A 21,236-nucleotide genomic window follows, 5' to 3' on the forward strand; every position below is an offset into this window, starting at 1 on the left:
TCCGCCCATGACGGGGAGCTTGCGGGAGCGAAACAAGGCGGCGGCGATCGAACAGGTTCGAGACGTGGCGTTCACATTGATGTACCGGCACGGGTTCGACGCGGTGACCGTCGAACAGATCGCAGCGGCGACGAGCGTGTCACCGTCGACCGTGTACCGGTACTTCGGCACGAAGGAGGCGCTCGTCTTGTCGACCGAGCGTCCGATCCAACTCGTCGAGCGACTCGCGCGCGATGAGTCCGATCGCACCGCGCTCGCCGCGTTCGAGCGCGCCGCCAACAAGGTCTGGAACGGCGACGACGCCCTCGCCGCCGAGGTGTCGCTCGTGGTCGCGAACCCGGCGCTCGTCGAGCGGTTCGAGCGCCAGCTCCTCGATCAGCGCCCGGCCGTCGCCGAACTCTTCGCGCGCCGACGTGGCAAGAAGACACCGGGGACCAAAGACGAGGCGCTCGCCGCGGCTGCCATCGCCGTCCTGGCCACAGCGGTTCTCGGCTGGCAACGCGCAGGCGGCGTGAAGCCACTCGACAAGCTGCTGGCGAAGTCGTTCGAGGCGATCGCGCTCGCTGAGAGAGTCACTCCCGCGTAGCACCTCACATCCTTTTCGCGTTCCGCCGGCACGCCCACGAAGACGAACGGGCAGGATGAACGCATGTGACAGTCACTGCCAACACTGCCGAACAGACTGTGAGTCGAGCGGCGGCTCGGCGTGGTGTGATACTTCCTCGATGACGTCGCTGAAGGTGTTCGTGCACGGCAACCCCGAGACGGCGGCGATCTGGCGACCGCTCGTCGACGAGCTGAGCCGTCGGTCGGTCGCTCCGGACGACATCGTGTTGTTGTCTCCTCCAGGGTTCGGTGCGCCGCTTCCTCCCGACTTCGAGCCGACGAGCGACGGCTATCTCGATTGGCTGATCGGAGCGCTCGACGAGCTGCGGAGCGAGCACGGGCGTTCGATCGACCTCGTCGGCCACGACTGGGGTGCGGGTCACGTGTATCGACTCGCTGGCGAGCGACCCGATCTCGTTCGGTCGTGGGCAGCCGACATCGGTGGGCTGCTCCATCCCGACTACGTGTGGCACGAGGCAGCCAAGGCGTGGCAGACGCCGGAGGTCGGCGAGCAGGTCATCGACTTGATGGTGTCGATGTCACGCGCTGATCGCGTGGCGACATACACGGGCCTCGGGTTGCCCGAGTCGATCGCCTCCGAGCTGGCCGACGCGATGGATGCCGACATGGGCGTCGCGATTCTCGCGTTGTATCGGTCGGCCCCCGAGTCGGCGATTCGGGGGTTCGCCGACACGTTGCGGCGAGCCGACCGCTCCCCCGGCCTGATCATCACGGCGACCGACGATGCCTATGTGAGCGCCGACCTCGCACACCCGGTGGCCTCGGAGTTGGGCTGTTCCGAGTTGGTGCTCGACGGGGCGGGCCACTGGTGGATGGTGAGCGATGCCGAGCCGGCCGCCGACGCCCTCCTCGATTTCTGGAATCACCTCTGACATCTCAGGATGATTTCTGCCCAGGCCAAAAATCGTCGCGAACGCCACCCACGCGGTCGAAGCGTGGTCTCACCGACGTCGGATTCGCCAACCACCGACATCTCAGGATGATTTCTGCCCAGGCCAAAATCGTCGCGAACGCCACCCACGCGACCGGAGAGTGGTTCTGCCAACGGCCGACATCTGAGGATGATTTCTGCCCAGGCCAAAAATCGTCGCGAACGCCACCCACGCGACCGGAGAGTGGTTCTGCCAACGGCCGACATCTGAGGATGATTTCTGCCCAGGCCAAAAATCGTCGCGAACGCCAGGCACGCGGTCGGAGAGTGGTCTCACCGGCGTGGGATCTACCAATGGCCGACATCGCGGTACTGGAATGGGCATTGCAGTACCGCGATGGGCGAATCCGATCTAGGGTGAGTTCATGGTCGCCACACAGTTCGGACTCACTGCGGAGCAAGAGGCGTTGTTCGATCTCGCCGACCGGTTCGGTCGCAACGAGCTGTTGCCGTTGGCGCCGAAGATGGACGACGAGGAGTGGTGGCCGCCGGAGCTGATGCGGACGCTGGGCGCGAACGGGTTGCTGGGCGCGACGGTGCCAGAGGAGTTCGGCGGGGCGGGGATGGGCATGCTCGAGAGTGGTCTCGTGCTGCAGGCGTTCTCCCGCTACAACCATGCGTTCGGGCTGAGCTGGGTGGCGCACGACAACCTCTGTGCGCACAATCTGTACGCGAACGGCAATGACGACATCCGTCGACGGTTCCTTCCGAAACTGTGCAGTGGTGAGTGGATCGGGTCGTTGGGGTTGACCGAGCCGGGGGCGGGTTCGGATGCGCTCGGCTCGATGCGCACCACCGCGGTGCGTGATGGCGACACCTTCATCCTCAACGGTTCGAAGTTGTACATCACCAACGGCCCGGTCGCCGACGTGTGTCTGGTGTATGCGAAGACGACGCCCGATGCCGGGTCGAAGGGAATCACGGCGTTCGCCGTCGAGTGCGACACGCCGGGATTCGAAGTGGCGCAGAAACTCGTGAAGATGGGATTCCGCGGGAGCCAGACCGCCGAGCTCGTGTTCAACGACATGGTCGTGCCGGCGGAGAACATCGTCGGCGAGCTCGATCAGGGCCACAAGGTCGTCATGTCGGGCCTCGATCTCGAACGGGCGATGATCGCCACGATCAACGTGGGTATGGCCGAGCGGGCGCTGGAGTTGTCGGTCGACTTCTCACAGACACGCCGGCAGTTCGATCAGCCGATCGGGTCGTTCCAGATGATCCAGTCGCGTCTCGCCGACATGTACGTGTGGGTCGAGACGATGAAGACGTTCTGCTGGCAGGTGTTGGCGGAGTGCGACCAACTCGAGCACGGCGAGGCGGGTATGGGTGAGATCCACGCGAAGTCGGCGGCGTCGGTGATGTATGCCGCGAACATGTGCAATCAGGTGCTCGACAACGCCGTGCAGATCCACGGCGGCAACGGCTACATCTGGGAGAGCGAGGTCAACCGGTTGTTCCGGGGGACGAAGCTGCTCGAGATCGGTGCGGGCACGACCGAGGTTCGCAAGATGATCATCGCGGGGCATCTGCTTTCCGTCTGACGACCACGGCCCGTGACGCTCGATCTCGTTGCGTCACGAAATTACTCAACTCGTCGATGTGGCAGACCGATGACGCTGCATGGGCCTGGCGGACGAACACAGCGACGGCATCGACGAACACGACGAGCGGTCGAAACCGGCGACGAGCACGGAGACACCGGAGCTCGATGCATGGTCGGCCGTGGTCGACGCGATGCCGATACCGGGCGCGCTGGTGAGTGTCGATGGCGAGGTACTTGCGGCGAACCGCTGGCTCGACGTCGCCGTCGGCGACCCGCTGTTCCGTGAGGAACCGCTCGATCACATCGTCCCGCTTCGCTCGGGGGTCGACGGCGCTCGCTGGAGAGCTCGACCGATCGACGAACGCGGCGACGTCCTGCTCGCGACCCAGGAGCACGAAGACGCGGGCGACCATCTGCTGCGTCGCTTCTTCGCGAACGGCGACGCCTTGTTCGTGGTCTACGACCAGGCCGGTCTGATCATCGAGTCGAACGCCGCGTGGGAGGAGTTGCTCGGCTACACGACGGAGGAGATCTTCGGGATCGATTCGTGGTCGTTGTTGCCCGACGACGAGGTGTCGGACCGTGAACGTGTGGAGCGCGAGCTTCGCGAGGACGGCCGCTCCGAGACGTGCTTCCAGATGCGGACCGCCGACGGGAGCTACCGGCGTGTTCGTTGGACCCTCCAGTTCGACATCTCGGTCGGCCGGTGTTTCGGGATCGGTCGTGACGTGACCGAGGAAGACATGGTCACCGCCGAGCTCGAGCATCGGGCGACGCACGACGAGTTGACCGGCGTGGCCAACAGGTCACAGCTGGTTGCTCACCTCGACGAGGTGATCGATGCCGGCGGACATCCGTCGCTGTTGTTCTGCGACCTCGATCGCTTCAAGGTCGTCAACGATTCTCTCGGCCATCTGGCGGGCGACCAGGTGCTGGCGCAACTGGCGCAGCGCATCGATTCACTCGACCTCGGCGACGATGCGCTCGTGTCGCGGTTCGGCGGCGACGAGTTCATCGTGATGCTCGACGATGGTGGCGAGGCACGCGCTCGGCTCGTTGCGGCCCGCTTGCTCGACTGTCTGGAGCGACCGTTCGAAGCGCTGGGTCGCACGGTCCATCTCACGATGAGCATCGGCATCTGCTTCCAGAACAAGGAGAACCTGCGCACGGTCGACGAGATGTTGCGCGACGCCGACCGAGCGGCCTACGAGGCGAAGTCACTCGGCCGGAAGCGTTGCGTGATCTTCGACGAAGGGCTCCGTGACGAAGCCGAGCGGCGATTCGAGATCGAGGCCGGTCTGCGGCGCGCGTTCGACCACGGCGAGATCGTGGCGCACTTCCAACCGATCGTGTCGGTTCCCGACGGCGAGATCGTCGGCGCCGAGGCACTCGTGCGTTGGCAGACTCCCGAGCAGCTGGTCCTTCCGGGCGAGTTCCTCGACGTTGCCGCAGACGCCGGCCTGCTGCCCCGGGTGAGCAGATTGGTGATCAGTGCCACGGTCGCGGCTGCCGAACGACTGGCGGCTGGCGGGCGTCCGCTGCAGATGTCGATCAACGTGTCGGACCCCGAATTGCACATCGCTGGTTTCGCGGCCGATCTGATCGATCGTGTCGCCCGGGCCGATCTCGATCCGTCGATGTTTCTCATCGAAGTGACCGAGTCGATGGTGCTCACGACGGGTCGGGCGATCGAGGTGCTCGGCGAGCTGCGTGCTGCCGGGTTCCGTATCGCGCTCGACGACTTCGGTACGGGCTTCTCGTCGCTCGCCCACCTTCGGGAGTTGCCGGTCGACGTGGTCAAGGTCGATCGCACCTTCGTCGCCGATCTCCTCGACGACGAGGTGGCGTACGCCGTGACGACGTCGTTGGTGACGCTCTGCGACGCGTTGGGTCTCGACGTGATCATGGAAGGCATCGAGACGCCGCTCCAGGCGTCGGCGGTCGAGCTGATCGGCTGCCGGCTCGCACAGGGATTCCTGTATCACCATGCGATGCCGATCTCGGAGCTCGAACGCCTCGTCGGGTCGACCGAGTTGCAGCGTCGCCACGCGCTGGCCGGCTGACGACGTCGAGCGAGTCGACGGCGCCGGTCAGAGAAAGAGGCGATACGCGGGGTTCTGCGTCTCGTCCCACGACCGGTATCCGAGAGCGGCACGGAACGCGTCGAACTCGGTGTGGTCGGCCGCGGGGACCTGCATGCCGACCAGCACACGTCCGTGGTCGGAGCCTTGGTTCCGGTAGTGGAACAGCGAGATGTTCCACTCGGGGTTCATCGCATTGAGGAACTGCATCAGCGCGCCGGGACGCTCGGGAAACTCGTAGCGGTGGAGCAGCTCGTCGGATGCGATCGGTGACTTCCCGCCGACGAGATGGCGGATGTGCACCTTGGCGAGTTCGTCGTCGGTCAGGTCGATCGTGGCGAACCCGGCCGCTTCGAACGAGGCGGCGATCTCGGTCGCCTCGTCGCGCCGACCGATGCTGACGCCGACGAAAACGTGCGCGTCGGAACTGTCGCTGATGCGGTAGTTGAACTCGGTGACGTTGCGTGCCCCGACGACCTCGCAGAACTCGCGGAAGCTCCCGGGCCGTTCGGGGATCGTGACGGCGAACACCGCTTCGCGTTGTTCGCCGATGTCGGCGCGTTCGGCGACGAAGCGCAGGCGGTCGAAGTTCATGTTCGCGCCGCACGACACGGCGACGAGCGTCTTGTCGGTACAGCCGATGGTCGCGGCGTACTTCTTCGCTCCGGCGATCGCCAGCGCGCCGGCGGGTTCGAGCAGCGTGCGCGTCTCGGTGAAGACGTCTTTGATGGCCGCGCACGTCTCGTCGGTGTCGACGATGACCATCTCGTCGACGTACTTCGACGCCATGCGGAACGTCTCTTCACCGACCTTCTTGACTGCCGTTCCGTCGGCGAAGAGGCCGACGTCGGTCAGCTCGACGCGGTGCCCGGCGGCGAGCGACTGCGCCATGGCGGTGGAGTCCTCGTGCTGTACGCCGATCACCTTGATGTCGGGGCGCACCTGTTTGACGTAGGCGGCGATGCCGGCGATCAGCCCGCCGCCTCCGACCGCGACGAAGATCGCGTGGATCGGACGGCCGTGCTGACGAAGGATCTCCATGCCGACCGTGCCCTGCCCGGCGATCACGTCGGGGTCGTCGAACGGATGAACGTAGGTGAGGCCCTTCTCCTCCATCAGTTGCTGCGCGAAGGCGTTCGCCTCGCTGAACGACTCGCCGTGCAGCACGATCTCGGCGCCACGGGCGACGACGGCATCGATCTTCAGTTGCGGGGTGGTGGTCGGCATCACGATCACCGCGCGACAGCCGAACTCGTTTGCCGCGAGTGCGACACCCTGAGCGTGGTTGCCGGCGGAGGCGGCGATGACCCCGCGTTCGAGGGCGTCGGGGCTGAGCTGCGCCATCTTGTTGTAGGCGCCGCGCAGCTTGAACGAGAAGACCTCTTGGAGGTCTTCTCGTTTGAGCAACACCTGATTGCCGATGCGCTCCGACAGCAGCGGTGCGGGTTCGAGCGGCGTCTCGATGGCCACGTCGTAGACCTGTGCGTTGAGAATGCGTCGGAGGTATTGCGCGTCGTCGTCTCCGGAGAGCCCTGGCCCCGCGGAGGCTGGCGTGGGTGTTGATGACTCCTGGGACGGCGTGCTCACCGCCCCAGTCTGGCGGCTGGGCACATGCGTCGTCGGCGACCGGAGCGGATTAGGTTCGCCCTCATGAAAGTCGGACTCGCCTTTGCCAACACCGGACCCTTCAGCACCGCCGATGGTGTCGTCTCACTCGCGACCGCTGCCGAGGGTGCCGGGATCGAATCCCTGTGGACGGTCGAACACGTCATCTGGCCGAGCTCGTACGACTCGGAGTACCCCTACTCCCCCACCGGCAAGATGCCCGGCGACAAGACCTCGCCGATTCCCGACCCGCTCATCTGGTTGTCGTTCGTCGCGGCGCACACGACGTCGTTGGTGCTCGGCACCGGCATCGTCATCCTGCCCGAGCGCAACCCGGTCGTCTTCGCCAAGGAGGTCGCGACCCTCGCGGACCTGTCGAACGGACGCCTCCAGTTGGGCATCGGCGTCGGCTGGCTCGAGGAGGAGTTCGACGCGATCGGCGTGCCGTGGGGCAAGCGTGGTGCGCGCACCGACGAGTACGTGCACGCGATGCGCGAGCTCTGGGCGAGCGACGACGCGTCGTACAGCGGCGAGTTCGTCGACTTCACGAACGTCAGCTCGAACCCGAAGCCGCCGGGAGGCTCCGTGCCGTTCGTCATCGGCGGTCACTCGACGGCTGCGGCGAAGCGCGCTGGCCGGCTCGGTGATGGCTTCTTCCCGGGCAAGGGGTCGATCGCCGAGCTCACCGAGATGATCGACATCGTGCATCAGACCGCCGCCGAGCACGATCGTGACGGCACCGCGATCGAGATCACGGCTGCGCACCCCGGCCTGTTCGGCGACGACCCGGTCGGCGCCGCGCAGGAGCTGGCATCGATCGGCGTGACTCGGACGATCATCCCGGCGTTCATGCTGCTCGGCTCCGAAGGCGCCGAGGCCAAGGCGACCCAACTCGCCGAAACCATCATCGGCCCCATCGCCAACGTCTGACCCGCCCGGCCACCCTGTCGCCCATCCACCCGGTTCGTGTGACCGATCCCGCGCGAGGCACGCGTTTTCGGTCACGCAAAGCCCGTACCCCCGTGTTTGCGTGACCGAATCCGCGAGAGGCACGCGCTTTCGGTCACGCAAACCTGGCAAGAGTTTGTGTGACCGATCCCGCGCGTGGCACGCGCTTTCGGTCACGCAGAGCCGCACCCCCGTGTTTGTGTGACCGAATCCGTGCGTGGCACGCGCTTTCGGTCACGCAAACCGGGCTCAGCGGATGATGGTGGTCAGGCCAGGGTGAGGTCGGTGGTGACCGAGCCGCAGCGCGGGTGATCGACGACCACGTCGAGGCGCGATCCGGAAGCAGCACGAACGGTCCAGGTGGCGAGCACTCGGTCGGGCGTGCCGTCGTTGCCGTTCCGGAAACGGAGTGCCGCTCGCCCGTCGAGCTGTCCGAGTTGGACTCGACCGGCCGACCCGATCACGGTCACGCCATCGCCGCCGACTCGGGCGGTGATCGGTGCGACCAGCTTCTCCTTGCGAGCCAGCGCGCTCACGTCGGTCGGAAGCCAGCCGGTGTTGGCGATGCCGATCTCGACCCGCCACATGTCGTCGCCCAGGCTCTCGACGGCGTGGTGCACGATCTCGAGTCGCGGTGACGACAGCGCTTGGTACACGGCGAAGTCGGCGTGGGTCGCGACCTCGTCGTGGAGGAGGTGGAGCGGCGGGTTGGTCCAGGTCGACAACGTGTTCCAACCGCCGAGTTGCACCGGCCCGAGCTGAGGGTGGTCGAAGTCGTACCAGTCGACGTGGCCTTCGGGGTGGTTGTCGTCGCACCAGCGGAGCACGGCGATCGCCTCGTCGACGGTCGGACCGGTGTACCAGAAGTGCGTGGACTGTTTCGTCCCGGTCGCCGCGTGGACGATGTCCCAGAACTCGGTGGTCCATCCGTAGACGCCGAGGTGTTCGTAGGTCCAGTCGTCGGCGGCGCCGCTCATCGTCTCCGACGGGTCCCAGGTGAAGTCCTCGTAGACCGAGTGCGCCGGGTAGCCGGTGAGCGCCGTTCCCCGCTCGGCGAGTTGATTCCAGACCCACACGTCCATCGGGGCGACCTTGGAGTCGGGGCGCGTCGACGACGGCCGCAGGAGAACACCGCCGCTGGTGTGGAACGCGTTCGACCCGCAGATGTTGGGCCGGGCCACGATCGCTCGGACGAGTGCGTCGATCTCGGGTTCGCTGAGTGGATGGTCGCCACTGCCGGGAACCGACGTGCCCCATCCGGCCGGGAAGTTGCGGTTCAGGTCGAGTCCTTCGACCGGCGACGGCGTCGGGATCGTGAATCCGTCCGATTCCGAGATCGTTCCTTCGGCGAGCAGTCGGTAGCGAGGTGCACCGTCGGTGACCCGTCCGTCGGGTGGCACCGGGATCATCAGTCGTTCGTCGTCGGGGTGCGGCATCCAGGCACCGTTCGGGTCGGCGAGACGCATCTGCAGAAGTCGCCCGTCACCGTCGACGTCTTCACGGTGCAGGCCCGGCCAGCGATGCCCGTCGGTCCAGGGCCAGGCGCGCGTGCTCGATCGGCGGAACTTCGGTGAGTCGGCGAGCGCCCACTCCGCACCGTCGGGGTTGACCCGGGGGACGATGTAGAAGGTGCGCGTCGCGAGCGCGAGTGTGACCTGCTCGTCACGTCCGTGACCCGACACGAGGTGGTCGATCAACGCGCATGCAGCGACCGTTGCGGTGAGTTCGGTGGCGTGGATGCTGGCGTCGACCCAGTGCGCCGGCTTCGTGTCGTGCGAGCCGCTCGACGTGTCGGTCACGGTGGCGATGAGGAGGTCGCGCCCTTCGTGCGACGTGCCGTACGACTCGATGCTGACGAGACCGGGACGAGCCGCCTCGACCCCTCGGAGCCACTCGACCAACTCGTCGTAGCGCAGGTACCGATCGAAGCCGTAGTCCATCCCGCAAACCTACCGATCACCTCCAGACGACGATTTTCGCCCAGGCCAAATGTCGTCGCGACAGGGCGATATCTGCCCAGGCCAAAAGTCGTCGCCACAGGGCGATATCTGCCCAGGCCAAAAGTCGTCGCCACAGGATGATTTCTGCCCAGGCCAAATGCCGTCGCGACAGGGCGATATCTGCCCAGGCCAAATGTCGTCGCGACAGGATGATTTCTGCCCAGGCCAAATGTCGTCGCGACAGGGTGATATATGCCCAGGCCAAATGTCGTCGCCACAGGGCGATATCTGCCCAGGCCAAATGTCGTCGCCACAGGGCGATATCTGCCCAGGCCAAAAGTCGTCGCCACAGGGCGATATCTGCCCAGGCCAAAAGTCGTCGCGAGAAGGTCTGGCGGCCAGCCCCGTTGCCTTCGACAATGTGTCGAGGGCGCTCAGGGGCGCCGCTCGCAAGGCGCGTGGCGGCGACGTTGACTGTGGCCGTCACCGAGCCGCTCACGGAACGCAGCGAGCGGTGTTCCTGTGATGTCGACCACGTAGGCCGGGAGGTTCAGCCTTTGGCGCGGCCGGAGTAGCCGAAGAGCTTGCCGGCGACCTTGCGGATCTGGATCTCGTCAGAGCCTTCGGTGATCCGGTAGCGACGGTGATGCCGGTAGATGTGCTCGAAGGGCATCGCGCGGTTGTAGCCCTGGCCGCCGCAGGTCTGCATCGCCTGGTCGGCCGCGTTGCAGCAGAACCGGTTGGCGCGGTAATTGCACATCGCGACCTTGTCGGTGATCTCCATGTGGTCGATGCCTTCATCGAGCTGCCAGGCCGTCTTGTGGATCAACGCGCGCAGCATCTCGGCCTCGGCGGCGAGATCGGCGAGCGGGAACTGGATGGCCTGGTTCGTCGACAGCCGCTTTCCGAACGTGGTTCGCTCGTTCGCATACGCGACCGCCGTGTCGATGCAGTGCAGCCCGGCACCGAGCGACGAGGCGGCCTGCCGGATCCGGTTCTCGTGGACGAACAACTGCGCCGTCTGTAGCCCGAGCCCTTCCTCACCGAGGATGTCGTCGTTCGACACGCGGACCTCGTCGAGCTTCACGTGAGCGTGATCGGTCGGCATGTTGAAGGTCCACATGAACTCCTGGATCTCGAAGCCAGGCGAGCTGGTCGGCGTGATGAAGCACGTGATGCCTCGACCGTCGCCAGGGTCACCCGACGTGCGAGCGAAGATGTAGTCGTGGGTGGCGTGGTGCAGCCCGGTGTTCCAGGTCTTCTCGCCGGAGATGACCCATTCGTCGCCGTCACGCACTGCTGTGGTCTCCATCCACGTGGCGTCGGACCCGTGCAACGGCTCGGTGAGACCGAACCCGATTCGGGCCGTGCCCTCGAGCATCTTCGGGATCCACTCGGCCTGCTGGGCCTCCGATCCGTAGCGCTCCATCATCAACACGGTGACGAGGTTGCCCACGATCGAGCTCTCGTTCTGCAGGTCGTTGTGCAGACCGAGACCCTTCCGGGCGAGGTGCTCACGGATGATCGCCATCTCGAGATTGCCGGCGCCGTTGCCCCCGAAACGCTCGGGGAGTTGATGTCGGTAGAAACCGGCTTCGTCGGCGGCGACACGCATCCGACGCAGCAGTGCTTCCCATTCGGCGTTGGGCAGCCCGTCGCGATCCCAGTCGGTGCGCGAATCCTCGCGACGGTGATCGAAGAACCGGATGTTGTCGTCCTCCTGCTCCATCGGCTTGATCGTCGATTCGATGAAGTCGTCGAGACGGCCGAGCAGTTCTTGTGTGGAGTCGGGGATGGCAAAATCCATGTCGCCGACCGTACGGCGACGATCGCGCTCGGGGAGAATCGAACGCCGCCGCCGACGATCCGGGTCGATCGATCACGAGCGTCTCGGGCGGCTGGCCAAAGCGCAAGCGCCAGAGAGCGGTGTCAGCGTCATCGGGTGTCTGACACCGGATGACTGGCTTGGTCAGCTGGCCCGGCCCAGTTCGTGCGCGACGCTGCAGATGCAGCCAACCGACTCCGTCCCGGCGGCGTGGAGCCGGTGGAGGTTGGCCCGATGTTGTCGACGCGCCGAGGAGCGCCCGACAGAGAGGTCTCGCCGCGAACCTCCGGCGGGGACGGGATACCAACGGCCCTCGTAGAAGGTGCCGACGACGTCGATGTCGTCGAGCGCTTCGGGGTCGGAGTCGAGCGGGTTGCGGTCGACGACCGTGAAGTTGGCGAGTTTCCCGGGCTCGATCGAACCGAGTTCGTGTTCGAGCCGCCACGACTGCGCGGCGTCGATGGTGACCGCCCGCAACGCTTCGGCGATCGTGATCCGCTGCTCCGGGCCGGCGACACGACCGGACTGCGTGACGCGATTGACCGCGCACGACATCATGCCGATCGGGTCGCTCCTCCCCATCGGCAGGTCTGAGTGGAAGCTCAGCGGGATGTTTCGGTCGAGCACCGAGCGATGACGAGTCATCACATCGGCGCGTGCTGAACCGAGACCCACTTCTCCGAACTTGTCGGCGAATCCGACCGGGTAGTACGGATTCGAGCTCACGACGCAGCCGAGCCGGGCGATCCGATCGACCTGGTCTTCGGTCGAGTTCGCGAAGTGCACGATGACCGTTCGGTGGTCGGGGCGAGGGTTCTCGCGCATGCGCCGTTCGATCGTGTCGAGCACCATGTCGAGTCCGGCGTCGCCGTTGACGTGGATGTGGAGTTGGAACCCGTGGTCCCAGTAGAGCTTTGCCCGGTCGTCGAACACGTCGGGTTCCATCAGCCAGGTTCCGTGATGGTGAGGGTTCGGGTTTCCGTCTCGGTCGAGGTACGGGTCGGACATCTGCATGAGTTGGCTGATGATCGCCCCATCGGCGAAGAGCTTGACCTGCTTCTCGAAGAAGCGCACCTTGCCGGTGGGTGCCATCGCGAGTTCGCGTTCGGCGCGTGCCAACGCATCGTCGTGCGACATGCCTTGCTCGGCAGGCCCGCGACCGTCGGTGAGGAAGAACGACGAGAACGGGGTGTCGTCGGCCCCGAGGATGGCCTCGTACAGCTCCCACGCTCCGGGGACGAGGATCGCTCCCGGCTCGTTGAACGCGGTGACCCCGTTCTGGTGCAGATAGCGGACCATCTGTTGGAGTCCGTTGATGAAGCGGCCGGGCTCGAACAGGATCGGCGTGACGAGCGGGAACACGAGCACGAAGTTTCCCCGCTCCCAGAAGTGTCCGCGTTCGATGCTGGCGGTGTCGGCTATGCCCGCGTCGAGCGTCCCCGCCGCGACTTCGGCAGCGAGGTCGCGGTCGAGCAGACCGAGCTGTTGGAGCGCCGGCGTGTTGAGGTAGAACTCGTGACACGACCGTTGCCACACCCCGATGGGGCGGGTGTCGTTGACCGAATCGAGGATCTCGCGGCTGAGTTCTCCGTGCCAGAGCTCGTGATAGCCCCACGAGAACAGCCACTCGTCGGGGTCGAGTCGGCCGTCGGCCGCTCGCAGCCGCTCGACGTATTCTTCGTGCGAATGAGCTGCCGGGTGGGTCACGTCGGGCAGCACCCAGTCCTCGGTGGCGATGACCTCCGTCGCCAGCGTCGTGGCACCGAGGATCGGATGCAGGTGCTGGTCGATGAGGCCGGGCAAGATCACCCGGCCCGCACATGACTCGTCGACGTCGTAGGGCTCGTCGGCGAGCGCAGCGATCACGTCGTCGAGCATCCCGACCGCCACGATGCGATCGCCTCGGACTGCCACGGCGTTCGCGGCCGGGCACCGATCGCTGACGGTCACCACGGCCGCGGCGGTGTGAATCGTGATTCCGCTCATCGTCTGAACCTAGTGCTGCTCCGCGACGTCAGAGGCTGCGCACCAAGCTCACTGCGGAGTCGCTGGGCCGGGTCAGGGAGCGGTGGCTTGTGTGCAGGTCGTGGCTGAGCTGTAGCCGGTGTCGGCGATGACGGTCTCCAGCGCGGTTCCCGGGTCACCGCCGTCGTCGTTCGATGCGTCGAGCCAGGTCTGGACATCGGCGGGGAGCGATCCGGCGAGGTCGACCATCGAGTAGCGGGCACCCTGTCCGTCGATGGTCACGTCGTTCGTCGCTCCGGAGAACGAGTTGTCGGACAGGTCGAGGCACATCGCAGCCGCGAGTCCTCCGGCTCCAGGCACCGTGAGCGCGGCCCCGGTCGTCGCGCCGGAGAATGTGGAGTCGGTCGCCACGATGTTCATCTCGGCAGCGTTGGCGACCTCGGCGGTCAAGCCGTCGCCGCCGGCGTCGACCCGTCGCAGCAGCACGTCGAGCGCGGTCTGGAACGCAGCGCTGGTGTCGTAGTTCATGTCGATGCCGGAGCCGGACGTCGGCTGGAGCGACGAGTCCTCGATGACGAGATCGAGTTCGGCGCCCGAACCGATCGCCGTCACGTCGACGGCGAGTCCGCCGGTGCTCGCTGGCGCTCCGGAGTGCTCGACGTCGTCGAGCAGCACACGGGTCGACACCGACGCGAAGATCTCGAGGTCGACGGCGACGTCGGACGGGTCGGTGATCGTCACGTTCGCCGGGGCACCGCCCGTCGTGTCGTCGGGATCATCCGCTCCCGGGTGCCCGACGGTGGCCAGGAACTCGCCGGTGCCTTCGCCTCGCAGAAACACCCCGGTCGCGCCGCCGTTGGTGACGAGTCGCTCGACGACAGCGGTCATGTCGGTCGTTCCGAAGTTGCGGACGTCGACGGCTCGCCCGTTGGGCCCGGGCTGGGTGATCGTCGAGTGCTGGCCATCGGAAGCGGTGAGCGTGAAGGCGCCCGCCGTTCCGTTGGCGATCGCGGCGATCGCTGCGTCGCCGCCGAATCCGGTGATGCTGATGTCGCTGATCGTGACGTCGGCCGAGTTCTGGGCGTACACCGCCCGCCCGGCCGACCCGTCGACCGTCATCGACGAGATCGTGATCGGAGCAGTCGTGTTCCACAGGCTGATCGCATTTGCGGCGGTGTCGCCGGTGATCGCACCACCGTCGAGCGTCAACGCTCCGGGCCCGTCGACTCCGAAGATCGAGACCGCGCCGCCGGCCCCTCCCGCCGACACGGAGTCGAAGGTGACGCCGGCGACGGGAATCGTCGAGTTGGTGAGGACGAGGGCCGCTCCCCCGCCCGTGTTCGACAGCTCGTTGGTTCCGCTGGCCGGCGACACGACGGTGATGGCACTGCCGACAGCTTGGAACGCCGGGAGTGAGGACGAGACGTCGATGTCGATGCCTCCGACGAACGAGACGCCGCCGGACACGTTGCTGACGTCGACGCCCGACGCCGGACCGCTCGCCGAGACCAGTCCGGTGAACTCGACGAGACCCGACGTACGGTCCTGGACCCGCACGCTGTGGCCCGTGTCGGCCGCGACGGTACCGGCGTACGAGACGGCGCCGGAGCCACCGGTGACCCAGACGGCTCGTGACAGCGCGTTCTGGATCGCACCGCCGTCGATGTCGACCGAACCCGACACGTCGTCGAGCACCACCCCGTAGGTACCGAACGCTGTCACCGCGTCGCCGAGCACCAGCGACCCCATCGTCACATCGGCCGCTGACCTCGTGACTCGAACACCGACGGAGCCGCCCACCGAACTCGTCTGCCCGGACACGGCAAACGTGCCGGCGGCGATGTCGGTGAGCACGACGCCGCTCCCGCCGTTGTCGGGCGTGGACGTGAGCGAGGCGGCAGCGAATGCGAGGTCGGTGACGTTCGCGAGGTTCACGGAGCCGACCGTCGTGCCGGTGATGGCCGATGCCGGGTCGGTGGCGAACCGCGTCGCGCCGTCGACCGTGATGACCTGCCCGTACCGGAACCCGCCGCCACCCGCGACGTGTTGCCCATCGAGGGTCGCGACGCCCAGATCGACCGAGCCGACCGAGTCGAGGATCACGGTGCCGACGCCGGTGGCGAGCACGTTGTCGACCGATTCGAGGTCGATGGTCCCCGACGTGTTGTTCATCGAGAGCACGATGCCGCTGGTCGTGCGGAGGGTTTCGCCCTGACCGGTCGAGTCGACGATGTCGAGTCGTCCACCGGAGGTCGACACGGCGGTTCCGCTCGTCGTGTCGACCTCGAGACCGCCCTCGAACGCCACGACCGCCGCTGACGGGTTGGCCGAACTGACGTGCACGCCGGTCTCGGTGGTGATGTCGACATCGACGTACTCGCTGAACGTCGTCGAGGCGGTGCTCGATGCGGGCGTGGTGACCGAGATGCCGGTGCCGCCGGTGATCGTGACCGGGCCGTCGAACGACGTCGAGCCGTCGGCGTTGCCCACGAGGTGGAGCCCGGCGCCGTCGTTCAGATCGATCGCCCCCGAGAACATGGTCGAACCGCTTGCGGTGTTGAGGATTCCGACGCCGGTACCACCGCTGTCGGAGATCGCGCCGGTCAGCGTCGTGGTTCCCTGGCGCCCGGAGATCGAGACGGCGCCGTCGTTCGAGACCGGCACGCCGACGGTGCCCCCGTACGAGACGGCGGCGGACCCGGTGAGGATCGACAGTCCCGTGCCGGCGTTGCCGTGGATCGAGCCGTCGGTGATGGTGACCGGCCCGGCGTTGCCGGCGATGACGACTCCCCCGGACCCCGAACCGAACACGGCCAGGTCGTCGATCGTGACCGACGCGGCGGGTGTCGACCCGGCGATGGCGACCGCATCGGCCGACGTGGTGCCCTCGACCGCCGGGAAGACGGCGAGGGTGCCGGTCACCGCGAGGTCGCCCACGAGTCCGTCGATGTCGAAGCCGTGGAAACCGACGCCGAAGTGCGCGACGTGGTGCAGCGAGATGTCGCCGACACCGTCGGCCGACCATCCGTCGCCGCGGCCCGACGGCCCGGATCCGGTGTTCCGAGTCGCCACGCTGTCGACGATCACGCCGCTCGCCAGTTCGATGCCGATCTCACCACTGCCGGTCGTGGTGATCTCAGGGCGCAAGACACCGCCGTTCGGCGCGAGCAGTTGTGTGCCGTCGGCCGACAGCCCAACGGGCTCGCCGATCAACCGCTGGTCGGTCTGGAGTGGCAGCCCGCCCTCGTAGACGCTCCCCGTGTAGAGGAAGATCGTGTCGCCGGGGTCGTCGAGGTCTGCCGTTTCGCCGTTCAACGAGTCGAGCCCGTCGAAGGGAGACGTCGAACGACCGTCGCCACCGGCCGGAGCCGCCGAATCGACGTACCAGACCGGTGCCGACACCTCGATCGTGGCGGTCGCCGTCGACGTGGCCGTGCCGTCGGTGATCGTGTACTCGAACGAGTCGGTCGGCAACGGTGCCACGTCGCTCCCGAAGCCAGGTGCCGGCGTGAAGACGAACGTCCCGTCGTCGTCCACCACGACGGTGCCACCCTCGGCGGTGGTCGCCGTGAACGGAGCCGCGCCGCCGACCGCCTCGACGTCGGACACGCTCAACGTGTCGGCGTCGGCCTGTCCGGCGTCGCCGTCGGTGTCGTTGTCGAGCAAGCTGCCCGCCACCGCCCGCTCGATGCCGGTGCCGGCGGCAGCGCCGACCTTCAGCGTGGTGTTGCCGATGGCGTTGCGATCGTTCGCACTGCCCGGCGTGACGTCGGACGCGAACACGTCGTCGACCGCCAGTGGAGCATCATTCACACACGTCACCGCCATCGCGATCGTCGCAGTCGAGCCTCCGGGCTCGAGGGTGTAGGTGAAGTCGTCGGTCGGCGACCCGTCGTTGCAATAGCCGGGATCGGGCTCGTATGTCAGATCGGCGCCACCGTTGGTGATCTCGGCCGTCCCGTTGACCGGGTCGGTGATGGCGACGATCGAGATCGGCCCGCCGTCGACGTCGGTGTCGTTGGCCAGCGGCATGATCGTCAGCGGCGTGTCGTCCTCGGCGATCACGAAGCCGACGCCCTCGTCGTCGACCGCGACCGGTGCGTCGGGGACACACGTCACCGTGACCGACACGGTCGCTGTGCCGCCGCCCGGCGCAAGGGTGTAGATGAAGTCGTCGGTCGGCGATCCGTCGTTGCACGCGTCGGCGTCGGGCGTGTAGGCGACGGTCGCACCGTCGGTGGTCGCCACCCCGTCGCCCGGCTGGGTCACCGAGGCGATGCTGATCGGGCCGCCGTCGACGTCGGTGTCGTTGGACAACACGTCGATCGACGTGGTGGCCGCATCTTCGGTCATGGTCGACGCGTCGTCGACGGCGCTCGGAGCGTCGTCGATGCACGTGACCGTCACGCTGACCGTGGCCGTGGTCGGGCCGGGTTCGGCGGTGTAGGTGAACTCGTCGGGTTCGTCGCCGGTGTTGCAGTAGTTCGCCTGCGGGATGTACCTGACATCGTCGCCGTCGTTGGTGATGGCAACCGAGCCGTTGGCCGGCTGCGTCACCGCGGTCACGGTGTCGGTACCGACGTCGTTGGCCAACACGTCGAACTGGTTGAACCCCGAGTCTTCGTCGATGGCGAACTCGTCGTCGACCGCCTGCTCACCGTTTCCGAACCAACCGTTGACGTCGATGATCACGTCGACGGGCGAGCTCGCCAGCACACATGCCGTGCCGTCGGCGGCCAGCGGCGTGAGCGCGGCATTGGAGATCGGTTCGCCGAGCCGGAAGTTGAGCGAGGCCGTGCCGTTCCACTCCTCGTCACACGGGAAGATCGCCAGGAAGCCTGCGGCCGTCGAGCGGGCGACCGCCACGTTCAACGACACGGCATCGACTCCCGTCGGGGGCACGCCGCCCTCTCCGGCCAGCGTGATCGCGAGCGGCTCGAACGGAGTGAGGCGTCCGATCGGGATGTCGCCGACACCATCTCGCGTGTCGGCGACACGGGTCGGTTCGAGCGCCTCGAACCCGCCGTCGTCGGCGAACCAAGCAGAGATGTCGACCACGAGATCGACCGACGCCGAGTTGTAGAAGCAGATCTCGCCGTTCTCATCGAGCGGTGCGATGACCGAGTTGGCGACAGGGTCGGTCACTCGGTGATTGAGGTTGGCGGTGCCCTGGTAGCCGTCGGCACACGGGTACACCGACACGAACCCTGGTGCCGTGCCCTTGACCGCGGCGACGCTCAACAACACCGCCGACACACCGGACTCGGGAACACCGGCCACACCGGCGACCTCGATCGGGAAGGGCGTCTCGACCGCTGGCTTCGCCGTCTTCACGGCAACTGCGCCGTCACCCGTGCGGGTGTCGAACAACCGGGTTGCAGCAAGCGGCCGGAGCGGACCGCCGTCGGCGAGGTAGCCGCTCGTGTCGACGATGACGTGGGCCGGTGCCGACGCTGCGATGCACACCGCACCGTCGACGTCGAGCTGCGCGAGGACCTGGACAGCGATGGCGGACGAACCGGTCGCCGGCGCGGTGTAGTTGAGCCTGGCGGTACCGTCGTCGCCATCGGCGCACGGGTACACGGCGAGGTAGCCGGTCCGGGCCACCGCGGTGACGGCGACGTTCAGGTCGACCGCTGCGACACCGTCGTTCGGAATGCCCGCTTCCCCGGCGAGGTCGAGCACCAGCGGCACCCCTGGTGTGAGCCGACCGATCGGCACCTGGAGCGCCGCCGTGACGTCGCCGCGAGTGTCGGCGACGCGGGCAACCGGCACGGCCTGGTACGCCGGAGCGACCGAGAGTTCTGCCGTGGCGTGCACGGCGCCGGTGTGCGTCTCTGCCGCGACGGTCACCGGCACGAGCATCGACCCGACCAACGACGCGACAGCGATCAGCACGGCTCCGACACGGCGCTTCGACAAGACCATCAGCCCAGTCTGACCGATTCACGATGGCGGAACAGGTGTGCCTGCACCACCTTCGTCCCCGTCGAGGCTCCATGCCGCCATCTCGACCTGCGCCGCCCGACTCGCGGCGCCGGCCGGTCCGGCGTGCGCCGCTCGGCGCTACGACTTCTTCGAGCTCTTCTTCTTCACCGTCTTCTTGGCCGCGGTCTTCTTCGTCGCGGCTTTCTTGGTCGCGGTTTTCTTGGTCGCGGTTTTCTTCGTGGCGGCCTTCTTCGCCTGCGAGCGTGGCGGTACGGCGGCCACGCCATCGCCGCCCTGTCGCATCGTCGGCGGGAGCGGCTCCTCTGCCCAGTCGGCACCGGTCGCCTCGAAGAGTCGATGGATCTCTTCGATGTGCAGATCGACGAGATCCCAGAGATCGGGGACGAGCTCGCGGTCGGAGATCAACCCGAAGTCCATCCGGTCCTCGTAGCTGTGGACGGTGATGTTGAGCCCCACGCCGTCGGAGATCGTCGACACCGGGATGTAGGCGTCGAGCTTCGCGCCGGCGAAATAGAGCGCCTGACGCGGTCCCGGCACGTTCGAGATCACGACGTTGATCGGCGTGTTGATGCGATCGGCGAACTTGAGCCGCTGCATGAGCCGCGCGGCCGACGCAGCGATCACCGGCGACGTGTACGTGGTCGCCTCGGCGAGCGCTTCGGCCGGAACGAGTTCGAACTGACGCTTCGCCGTCTGCATCGCGTCACGACAGAGCCCGACTCGTTCGAGCGGGTCGGCGCAGTTGGTCGGCAGTTCGGCCACGATCGCCGACACCCGGTTGGTCCACGGATCCTCTTCCTTGCCGGTTCGGATCGACACCGGCACCATCGCCCGCAGTGGATCGTCGGGCAACGCCTCGTGTCGAATGAGGTACTCGCGAAGTGCGCCGGCGCAGATGGCCATGACGACGTCGTTGAGCGTGCCACCGGTCGCCTCCTTCAACCGCTTCAGGTTCGACAGCTGCATCGAACGCATGGCGAAGCGGCGGTGCGGCGTGACCGTGTGATTCCACGGCGTCGGCGGCGCGGGCGTGAGCGGAATCATCACCGACGAACCATCGGTCTCGGTGGCGTGCGACGGGTCGTTGCGTTTCGAGATCGCGCCGAGCTGCTTGCGCGCGGTCGTGACGGCCCCGCTCACACTCGACACGCCCGCGGCATCGGCGACGTCTCGCACCATGCTCAGCCCGAGCCGTACCCCGCGGAGCGGGTTGAGCGCCAGGTTGCGAGCGGCGCGTTGCAGCATCTCGGCCCGGCTCGGCGGCTCCTCGCCGACCCACGGCTGGTGCTCGTAGCCGTACACCTCGTCGGGCGAGTCCTCGGTGAACATCTTCAGCATGATCACGCCAGAGGCGCCGTCGATCGTGGCGTGGTGCGTCTTCTGCAGCAGCGCCCACCGACCGTCGGCGAGGCCCTCGATGACGTACGCCTCCCACAGCGGCCGACTGCGATCCATCTTGCGCCCGACGATTCGCGCCACCTGCTCGGCGAGTTGATCGGTGGCGCCCGGTGGGGCGAGGCCGAGGTGACGCACGTGGAAGTCGATGTCGAAGTCCGCGTCCTCGATCCAGTACGGCCGATCGAGTTCGAACGGGACCTCGACCAGCTTGCGACGCAGCGGCTCGAGGTGATCGACCATGATGCTCAGCCGTTTGCGAACTTCGGTGAAGGGGTCGAAGTCGTCGGACGGTCTTTCGTAGATACTCAGGCCGTTCACATGGCCATACGTGGTGGGCGTCTCCATCACGAGAAAGCTGACATCCAGTCCGGTGAGCTGCTTCATGATCCCCCTCTTGTCGATCGCACCGATCCACCTCGGCACG

General features: G+C 66.8%; 12 protein-coding genes. 5 read left to right on the forward strand and 7 right to left on the reverse strand.

Annotated features, from left to right (window positions below):
- The first annotated feature begins 7 nt into the window (after nucleotides 1-7).
- The 4 genes from YM304_RS25110 (at nucleotide 8) to YM304_RS22950 (ending at nucleotide 5,164) form a co-directional block, all read left to right on the forward strand.
- Nucleotides 8-586 (forward strand): TetR/AcrR family transcriptional regulator, encoded by a 579-nt coding sequence (locus YM304_RS25110; protein WP_015442967.1) that lies wholly within the window; start codon nucleotides 8-10, stop codon nucleotides 584-586.
- Nucleotides 587-725: 139 nt separating this feature from the next.
- Entirely contained in the window at nucleotides 726-1,499 is a 774-nt protein-coding gene (locus YM304_RS17080) for an alpha/beta fold hydrolase (protein ID WP_015442968.1), read from the forward strand.
- Nucleotides 1,500-1,923: 424 nt separating this feature from the next.
- On the forward strand, nucleotides 1,924-3,099 hold the full coding sequence (locus YM304_RS17085; RefSeq protein ID WP_015442969.1) for an acyl-CoA dehydrogenase family protein: 1,176 nt from the start codon (nucleotides 1,924-1,926) through the stop codon (nucleotides 3,097-3,099).
- A gap of 79 nt (nucleotides 3,100-3,178) precedes the next feature.
- A complete protein-coding gene (locus tag YM304_RS22950) occupies nucleotides 3,179-5,164 on the forward strand; it encodes a putative bifunctional diguanylate cyclase/phosphodiesterase (protein WP_015442970.1) in 1,986 nt (661 codons plus the stop codon).
- 27 nt (nucleotides 5,165-5,191) lie between these two features.
- Here the strand turns inward: YM304_RS22950 and ilvA are convergent, their stop codons facing one another.
- The gene (gene ilvA, locus YM304_RS17095) at nucleotides 5,192-6,769 is read right to left on the reverse strand and encodes a threonine ammonia-lyase, biosynthetic (RefSeq protein WP_015442971.1); all 1,578 of its coding nucleotides are present in this window, start codon (nucleotides 6,767-6,769) and stop codon (nucleotides 5,192-5,194) included.
- 63 nt (nucleotides 6,770-6,832) lie between these two features.
- On the opposite strand from ilvA, the gene YM304_RS17100 reads away from it, so the two are divergent.
- Nucleotides 6,833-7,717 (forward strand): LLM class F420-dependent oxidoreductase, encoded by an 885-nt coding sequence (locus tag YM304_RS17100; RefSeq protein WP_041298395.1) that lies wholly within the window; start codon nucleotides 6,833-6,835, stop codon nucleotides 7,715-7,717.
- Nucleotides 7,718-8,001: 284 nt separating this feature from the next.
- Here the strand turns inward: YM304_RS17100 and YM304_RS17105 are convergent, their stop codons facing one another.
- The 6 genes from YM304_RS17105 to YM304_RS17125 all read right to left on the reverse strand — a co-directional run bounded on the left by YM304_RS17105 (nucleotide 8,002) and on the right by YM304_RS17125 (nucleotide 21,196).
- On the reverse strand, nucleotides 8,002-9,675 hold the full coding sequence (locus YM304_RS17105; protein WP_015442973.1) for a M14 family metallopeptidase: 1,674 nt from the start codon (nucleotides 9,673-9,675) through the stop codon (nucleotides 8,002-8,004).
- Between the two features lie 16 nt (nucleotides 9,676-9,691).
- A complete protein-coding gene (locus YM304_RS24860; RefSeq protein WP_154723518.1) occupies nucleotides 9,692-10,174 on the reverse strand; it encodes a hypothetical protein in 483 nt (160 codons plus the stop codon).
- Between the two features lie 51 nt (nucleotides 10,175-10,225).
- A complete protein-coding gene (locus YM304_RS17110) occupies nucleotides 10,226-11,482 on the reverse strand; it encodes an acyl-CoA dehydrogenase family protein (protein ID WP_015442974.1) in 1,257 nt (418 codons plus the stop codon).
- 162 nt (nucleotides 11,483-11,644) lie between these two features.
- Nucleotides 11,645-13,486: an amidohydrolase gene (locus YM304_RS17115; RefSeq protein ID WP_015442975.1), complete on the reverse strand. Its 1,842-nt coding sequence runs from the start codon at nucleotides 13,484-13,486 to the stop codon at nucleotides 11,645-11,647.
- Nucleotides 13,487-13,558: 72 nt separating this feature from the next.
- Entirely contained in the window at nucleotides 13,559-19,393 is a 5,835-nt protein-coding gene (locus tag YM304_RS17120; RefSeq protein ID WP_015442976.1) for a beta strand repeat-containing protein, read from the reverse strand.
- A gap of 138 nt (nucleotides 19,394-19,531) precedes the next feature.
- Nucleotides 19,532-21,196 (reverse strand): WS/DGAT/MGAT family O-acyltransferase, encoded by a 1,665-nt coding sequence (locus YM304_RS17125; RefSeq protein ID WP_015442977.1) that lies wholly within the window; start codon nucleotides 21,194-21,196, stop codon nucleotides 19,532-19,534.
- Nucleotides 21,197-21,236 lie beyond the last annotated feature (40 nt).

This window comes from Ilumatobacter coccineus YM16-304 (assembly GCF_000348785.1).
Taxonomy (GTDB): domain Bacteria; phylum Actinomycetota; class Acidimicrobiia; order Acidimicrobiales; family Ilumatobacteraceae; genus Ilumatobacter_A; species Ilumatobacter_A coccineus.